This window comes from Streptomyces sp. KL109B (assembly GCF_030766935.1).
GTDB lineage: Bacteria > Actinomycetota > Actinomycetes > Streptomycetales > Streptomycetaceae > Streptomyces.
This window is the reverse complement of sequence record NZ_JASERL010000023.1, coordinates 1-7881: the sequence shown is the minus strand read 5'-3', so window position 1 is coordinate 7881 and position 7881 is coordinate 1. Positions and strand designations below refer to the sequence as shown.

At 70.6% G+C, this 7881-nt stretch carries 5 protein-coding genes and 1 pseudogene; 5 read left to right on the top strand and 1 reads right to left on the bottom strand.

Going from position 1 to position 7881, the window contains the following annotated elements; translation table 11 throughout:
• Window positions 1-1159 (bottom strand): CHAT domain-containing protein (locus RBJ65_RS41920; RefSeq protein WP_306332214.1); only part of this gene is annotated, 1159 nt, incomplete at its 3' end.
• 131 nt (window positions 1160-1290) lie between these two features.
• On the opposite strand from RBJ65_RS41920, the gene RBJ65_RS41915 reads away from it, so the two are divergent.
• The 5 genes and pseudogenes from RBJ65_RS41915 to RBJ65_RS41900 all read left to right on the top strand — a co-directional run.
• The gene (locus tag RBJ65_RS41915; protein ID WP_306316975.1) at window positions 1291-1725 is read left to right on the top strand and encodes a CU044_2847 family protein; all 435 of its coding nucleotides are present in this window, start codon (window positions 1291-1293) and stop codon (window positions 1723-1725) included.
• 22 nt (window positions 1726-1747) lie between these two features.
• A pseudogene (locus tag RBJ65_RS42235) lies at window positions 1748-2284 on the top strand (trypsin-like peptidase domain-containing protein); the annotation flags it as partial.
• A gap of 363 nt (window positions 2285-2647) precedes the next feature.
• Window positions 2648-3946, top strand: coding sequence for a hypothetical protein (locus RBJ65_RS42230; protein ID WP_372341198.1), 1299 nt, complete (start codon window positions 2648-2650; stop codon window positions 3944-3946).
• Window positions 3943-4947: a MoxR family ATPase gene (locus RBJ65_RS41905; RefSeq protein WP_306316973.1), complete on the top strand. Its 1005-nt coding sequence runs from the start codon at window positions 3943-3945 to the stop codon at window positions 4945-4947. The genes RBJ65_RS42230 and RBJ65_RS41905 overlap by 4 nt, the downstream gene beginning before the upstream one ends.
• A 2-nt stretch (window positions 4948-4949) precedes the next feature.
• Window positions 4950-7881: SAV_2336 N-terminal domain-related protein (locus RBJ65_RS41900; RefSeq protein ID WP_306332213.1), on the top strand; the 2932-nt coding region annotated here is incomplete at its 3' end.

The following is a 7881-nucleotide window of genomic DNA, read 5'->3' as shown; positions in this document are numbered from 1 at the left end:
GGTCCCGCCCCAGGAACACGGTGAGGTCGGTGAACGGCCAACTCCGGTTCATCCGGGTGAGTTCGGGCTCCATGTCACCGAACGCCACCCGCGCCACGTCGCGCGGGTCGCCCACGCCGCAGTGGAGGACCGGCAGCGCCCACGAAGGCCCGCCCGGCTCCAGGACGTGCAGGTGATTGCGGGCCGCGGTGACGGCCGCGTCGAGGGGCCGGGACCGGGCCAGGTCCCGGTACAGGGCGTAGGAGAACTCGGCGACGGCGGGGGAGTCGACGTCCGGCTGCATGGCCACCACCGCCGAGGAACCCCGGTCCAGACACGTCTCGACCAGACCCCCCAACTCGGCCGCCGGATCACCCGGACGACGGCAGACGTTGAGCACTACGAGCCGCGGCTTCCACACGTCGTAGAGGTGGCGCATCTGATCCGGGCCGAGCGTCCAGCTGTCCCTCTCCGGGGCCGGGGCCGGGGAGTCGGCATCGGGCTGCGCGGCGTTGAAGTGCAGCCCGCCCTGATCCCCGGCGACGGCGCGCATGCCGTGCCCGATGAAGTGCAGTACGTGCGGGCGGACATGACCCACTTCGGTGATCAGCTCCCGCAGGCCGGGACCGTCCACCACCTCCGTGTGCACCCGGCCCGGCAGCTCGGTGAGCGCCGCGCCGATCATCGCCAACTCCTGATCGGCGAGGAGGCCCGGGTCCCTCGGATTGCACACCACGAGCAGCACCCGCAGCGGACCCTCCTCCCGAAGGTCATTGCCGGGGCCGCCGACGCGCCGCCCCCGGCGCAGCAGGACACGGCTGTTGCGCCACAGCGCCTGCCGTTTGTCCCGCATCAACTCCCAGGGCAGCGCGACCAGCGCCCGGGGCTCGATGTCGAGCCGGACCCGCAGCGGATCCCGCTCCGACATGTCCCTCTGCAGCCCTTCCCACAGGCCCTTGGGCGCCGCGCCGAACACCGCGTCGTGCAGTCGCAGCCCGACCTCGGTCCGCTGCTGCCAACTCACGTCGAAGTCGAGTGACTTGATGACATCGGTGGCGTGGAGGCCCGTCGGGTCACGTGCGATCTCCACCAGCTCGTCGCCCAGCGCCCACTCGAACTCGCCGAAGTCCGCATGCAGCCGGACCCGGTCCTCGGCGATGCCAAGAACTACGTCGACCATGGCCGCTCCCTCTGGGAATTCGGCTCTCTCCGGGAGATTATCAGCGTTGCGGCCATCGGCCCCGAATGGGGCATGTATCGATCAAGTCCCGTCTATCGCCACTGAGTTGACGTTTCGGGCAGAATGGTCCGATGGCAGACTTCATCGAGCTCTCATTCGATGACGGGACGCGGCTGGCCCTGCAGGCGTTCGCCCCCTTGCCCCGTGCGGCTGGTGACGGGGGCCAGGGCGATGGCAGGGGCACGGACGAGCCCGTCCCGGGATTCGGCGAGTCCCGGCCGGTGGCACGGGGTGGCGGCCGGATGATCGCCGCCACCGAAGGCGCACTGCGTACCTTGCTCGCTCCGATCGTGCCTGTCCTGCAGCAGGTTCACGACACCGTCTCGACGGTCCCGGATCCCCCGCACGAGCTCTCCGTCTCCTTCGGGGTCCGTATCGGACAGGATCTGAAGATCGGCATCGTAGGAGCTGCCGCCGAAGCGACCATGACGGTCGCCGCGCTCTGGCATCTCGATACCGAGTCGGCTTCCTCCGCCACCACCGCGCCCAGCGGTCACTCCGGGTGAAACGCGCGGTCGGTCGGGTCCCATGGCAGGCGGAACGGATACCGAACTGGCGTACCTGGCTTCGGTCAGGAAGCGGGGTTCGGGCGAGTTGGTGGGTGGCGGGGTCTATCTCGGCAGCGGGCGCGTGCTGACGTGTGCCCACGTGGTGAACGAAGCGCTCGGCCGGGTCTGGAACGAGCAGAAGCGCCCGGAAGCAGCGGTCACGGTGGACCTCACCTTTCCGGTGCTGCGGGACAGCACACCGTACGTCGCGAGCGTCGCGCAGTGGGTTCCGGCCCGTCGGCCGGGCCCGGAGGCGTTGCCCGCGTGTGACGGCGAGCGTGTCTGGACGGGCGACCTGGCCGTGCTCGACCTGGAGCGGGAACCGCCCGCGCAGCTCCTGCGGGTGCCGTGGCGCGCCATGGCCAGGAACCAGAAGGTGACGGCGCGGTACGGCAACGGCCAACCGTTCACCCTCGCCGAGGGGACGGTGGTCTACTACGAGAACCAGTACGCCCTGGTCGATGTCCCACTCGAGGGAGCGACCATCGCACCCGGTTACAGCGGTGGTGTCCTGTGGTGCGAGGCGAAGCGGGCCGGAGTGGGCGTCGTCCTCGGCATCATGCCCCCGGGCAAGGACGAGTTCGACCCGAGCGCGGTCATCCGTCGGGCGTTCGCCCTGCCGTGGCAGGCCGTCGAGGCCGAACTGGCGGCAGTGTCCGTGGTGTTGGAACCCGACCACCCCGGCGCGGGGCTCATGACGAGAGACGTGGAACCGGCCGTGCGGCATGCGATGACGCGTGCCGTCGCGGATGTGCTCCACGATCCGCACATACGCGCCGACCACGCCGACCGGCTCGCCGACGAACTGCGGCTTCCGGCCGTGGGGCAGACCGTCGACGAGATCACCGAGGTGCTGCTGACCCGGCCCCGGGCCATCGCCGTGCTGACGGAAGGGCTGCGGCGCGAGAACCGGGACGGGACCGCCCGGCTGCTGGCTCTCGGCCGGTCCGCGTGCATCCCCACCATCCTCTCCGTGCGCGAGTACCGCTGGCTGATCGATCTGCTGCCCGTTCAAGGGGTGGTCTCACTGCGGGAGGCGGCAGGTGCGGCCCTGCCGCACGCGACGTTGTTCGACGAGCTCCCAGAGGCAGCGCTGCGGGGCACCTCCACAGTGCTGAAGGACGACACCGGTCGCGAGACAGAGCGGTTCGTCGAAGCCCTGGAGGCGTACTGGGGCGACGGTGCGCACGTCCCGGAAGGCAAGCCACGCGTGCCGGGTCTGTTACGGGTCGTGGAGTACGTCGCGGCCTGTTGCGCCACCGAGCGGGCCACCGAACTGCGGGAGTGGTGCGAGGCGGTGATCGACCGGCTCGGCGTGGCGTCGGAGGCGCTGGACGAGCGGCGGGACGACGCGACGGCCTGGGCGGCGACTCGCCGAGGCGGCGATGAACCCGCTCGGCCGCGGCTCACCGTGTGGTTGCAGAGCCGCGACCCCGGCCACTTTCTCTGTTCCGCGTGGTACGCCTCGGGCTACCGCGACGAGGCGGAGCGCATGCTCGTGGCGGAGGAGCAGGCAAGACCGCCGGCCGAACTCGCACGGTTGCTCCGCCGTGAGCTGCTGCGCGCGACGGAGGCGGCCGGGCGGACGTCGACCGCGACGGCCGCGGTGCTCGAAATCCTGCTCGACGACAAGGACCTCGACGAGCCGGTCGAGGAATGGGACGGCGAGGATCCGGACACCGGCATGCCGTGCGTACTCGGTGTCGAGTACGAGGTCGTCATCCGCTGTCCCGAAATGCGTCTCCGCGCCAAGGATCATCTGCACAGCTGGCACCTGCGTTGGGGCCATCTCGAGCGCGGCGACCTGGTGCGCCTGGGCCACGAGCACACCGACCGCCGTCAGGTCTACGGACTCGTGCTCGGTGAGCCCTCGGCGGCCCGAGTGGTGCTGAGCTGCGCGGAGCAGCATCGTGCGGAACTGCGGGGGATGTGCGTCGGGCTCGGCATACCCGTGGTGCTCTGGGACCGGAATTCGTCGGCACAGAACGAAGACCTCAACGCCCTGATGCTCGACGGCCCGGTGAAAGCGCTCCCGCAACGCATCCGCACCTATCGCGCCCACAGGCTCGGGACGCCCGAGGCGGCGCCCACCGCGCCGGCCCTGATCTGGGACGATCCCACCCGAATGCCGCCGCTGCCCTACCTGAGAGATCCGACCGGTGAGGAGCAGGCGTCATGACAGAACGTCCAGGTGCTGCCGCCACCGCCACATGGCGGCTCTTTCAGGGAGACGGGACACCCCGGCACGTGGAGATGCCCGATCCGCCGCCCTGGCGCCGGTTCGGGGAGACCGGCGGCGATGGCGGCGCCGCCGCTGCGTCGCAGCCGAGCCGAGTCAGCCCCGACGCACACCGCCCCTACCTCATCGGCCAGGAGCAGATCGATGTCGTCAACGCGGCTCTGCACCTCCGCCGCCCCCTGCTGGTGACCGGCCAGCCCGGCACCGGAAAGTCCTCCCTCGCGTACGCCATCGCCCACGAGATGTCGCTGGGCAAGGTACTGCGCTGGCCGATCAGCAGCCGCTCCACCTTGGCGGAAGCCCTGTACCAGTACGACGCTGTCGGCCGCCTGCAGGAGAGCAACCTCAGTGAGGACAAGGACTCGGCGCCCCCGGACATAGGGCGCTTCATCAGGCTCGGAGCGCTCGGCACGGCACTGATACCGGGCGCGTCACCTCGCGTGCTGCTCATCGACGAACTCGACAAGGGCGACGTCGACCTGCCGAACGACCTCCTCACCGTGTTCGAGGAGGGCGAGTTCGAGATACCCGAGTTGTCCCGGCTACCCGCGGAGCAGGACCCGGTCCTCGTGCACGCGGCCCACTCCGAGGACCCGGCCCCGGTCAATCGGGGCTTCATCCGGTGCGTCGAGTTCCCGGTGATCGTCATCACCAGCAACGGGGAACGCGAGTTTCCGCCCGCGTTCCTGCGCCGCTGCGTGCAACTGAACCTCCCCGACCCCGACGAGGAGCGACTGCAGGCCATCGTCGCCGCTCATCTCGGCGCGAAGGCGAAGACCCACGTCGACGACTTGATCCGCACCTTCCTCGCCCGTCGCGAGCGCGGGGAACTCGCAACGGACCAGCTGCTCAACGCCGTACACCTGCGTCTGAACGGCGTGAACCTCGACGCGGAGGGGCTGCTCGACGCGGTGTTCCACCAGTTGGGCGGAGCCGTGTGACCATGCCCCGGGACATTCTGCGTCTCCTCCTCGAACTGGGCGGCGAGCCGACCGCCGAGGAGCTTGTGGACGTGTTGTGGCTGGCGGAACGGATACCCGGCGGCGCGGCGGCGCCGCTGGCCCGGGCCATGGCCGGCCGGTACCCAGACGAGGCCCTTCCGCTCCCGCGAGAGCCGACGGACGCGTCGACGGATGCGTCGGCGGATGCGTCGGCGGACGCGTCGGCGGACGCGGTGATACCGCGACAGCGGCCGCTCGCGGATCTGTACGCCGCACCGGACACCACCGCACCCGCCCCTGAGAGGGACGTGAAAGAGGAGAGCGCCGACCCACCGTTCAGCACGCCCGGCTCCGAATCCGGCTCTGACTCCGGCTCCGGCTCTGACTCCGGCTCCGGTTCCGAATCCGGTGCGGGAGCACCGCACCGGCCACGGGCGATCCCGGTCCGGGTCCCCGGGCCGCGCTCCTTGCCCACGTTTCTCGCGACAGCGAGGGCCCTGCGTCCGCTGAAGCAGTATCGGGCCGCCCCGCTCCGCAGAGAGATCGACGAGCCCGCCACCGTCGCGGAGTTCGCCCAGACCCGCGTCCTGAATGTGGTGACCCGCCCCGCCCGGGAGCGCTGGCTCGATCTCGTCCTCGTCTTCGACGACGGACCGTCGATGCTGCTGTGGCAGCAACTCTGCACAGAACTGCGCACGCTCTTCGAACGGCTGGGCGCCTTCCGGCGGATCCAGGTCCGGGGACTGCGGTTGCGTGCCGGCCGGCCGCCCACCCTGGTCACCCGCCCGTTCGCCGACGGGCAGCACGTCGTACGCCCCGACACCCTGTGCGACCCGTCCGGTCACACGATGACTCTCGTCGTCTCGGACGGGGCGGGGCCGGGCTGGAGGGACGGGAGTGTGCGGTCTCTGCTGGTCCGATGGGCGGCACATGGCCCGACCGCTCTGATCCACGCGCTGCCGCCGCGGATGTGGGCCGGGTCCGGACTTGCCGTCCGCCGCTGGTCGGTCCGGTCACCCCACGCCGGGTCCGCCAATACGGACTGGCGGATCAACGACCCGCTGTTTCCCCCGGAGTTGAGCCCCTTCCACGGTACGGCCCTCCCCGTACTGGAGACGGATCCGCGCGTCCTCGCCGAGTGGGTGCGACTGACCGTGTCCAGAAACGGGCGTGCGGAACTGAACCTGTGGGACGCCGACGCCTCGATGCCTCGGGAAGGGCACGCGCCGACGGCGACGACCGCCTCCCAACAGGTCAGCGACTTCCGCAGGACCGCATCACCCGGCGCCTATCGTCTCGCCGCCCACTTGGCGGCCGTCTCCCCGCTCACCATCCCCGTCATGCGCCTGATCGCGGAGGCGATCCCCCACGAGGCCACCACCTCGCAGCTCGCCGAGGTGTATCTGGGCGGACTGATACGACCGGCGAATACGCCACCTTCCGACGTAGCCGACGACGCATCCGACGACGCGTCCGACGACGCGTCCGGTGCACCGGACGTTCACCAGCAGCACCGAATGTTCCGCTTCTCGGACGATGTGCGGCGCATTCTGCTGGACGCACTGCCCACTTCACAGATCACGGAGACGGCCCACCTGGTCTCGGGGCGGATCCACGAACTGACCGGTCGCGCCCCGGTGTTCCCCGCATGGTTGCTTCAGGAGGACGGAACGGTCCCGCTGTCCGAAGACGCCCGTGGCTTCGCGAAGCTGCCGACTCCGCCATCGGCGCAGCCAGGACTTCCGTCCGGCGCTCTCGTCGGCGACGGCGCCGCCGACATCGTTCTCGGCATCCACGAGGATCGTGTGCGCCTGCACCGTGGCACCGTTGAGGTGGAGTGGCCGCTCGGCGCCGAGCTGGTCGGGATCGCGAGCGGCCGCACCGGCGTGCGGGCCCGGGCGTTCACGGAGGCGCTCGAACCCGAAGCGTCCAGCCAGGCACGGGCCGATGTCGGTCTGCGCCTGTACGAGGGGCTGCTGGGCGGAGCGCCCTCCGGACTCTGGCAGGACCTGCGGAACGAGGCTCCCGAAGAATCGCCGTCGCGCGTCAGGATCGATATCGACTCCCCTGAACTGGCAATCCTGCCATGGGAGTTGATGCGGGACAGGAGTGGTGCGCTGTGGCGGGACCGTCGGGTACTCCTGCGCCGGGGGCGGAGCGTCGGCGGCCCCGGCAATGACCTTCGGGAGGAGGGTCCGCTGCGGGTACTGCTCGTGGTGTGCAATCCGAGGGACCGGAGCCTCCTCGCCGATCAGGAGTTGGCGATGATCGGCGCGGCGCTCTCCGAGTTGCCGGGCCGGGTGCACACGGAGGTGGTGGACGCTCCCGGTCTGCGGGAGCTGATCACCGAAGTGGGCCATGTCCGCCCGCACGTACTGCACTTCATCGGGCACGGCATGCGCGCCGTCGCCGGGGATCCGGGCGGACTGCACTTCAATGTCGCGCAGCCCGATGCCGACGCCCCGGCCCGGGCCCCGGCCCCGGAGAGGGGCAGCTGGACGCTCGGCCCGGATCAGATGTACCACCTCTACGACGTGTGGAAGCCGCGGCTCGCGGTGCTCAACGTCTGCCGGCAGGCGGGCGTCCCGGCGGCCGAGTTGGGGGATCTGGTCGAGACGTGTCTGGAGCGGGGCTCCTCGGCGGTGGTGGCCATGCAGCCGGAGGCCGACTCCCCCGCCGTCGCGGAGTTCTCCTACGCCCTGTACCGGGACCTGGCCCGGTCCCGGCCCCTCGACGCGGCCGTCACCGCGGCCCGCAATCACCTGCACGTCCTGGAGCCGGACGGGCCTTCGTGGGCGCTGCCGGTCCTCCACTGCGGCGTGGGCGACCCGCGCGACGTGGCGCGGGTGGAGTTCGGCCGTGCGGAGCCCGAACTCACGCGGATGAACCGGAGTTGGCCGTTCACCGACCTCACCGTGTTCCTGGGGCGGGACA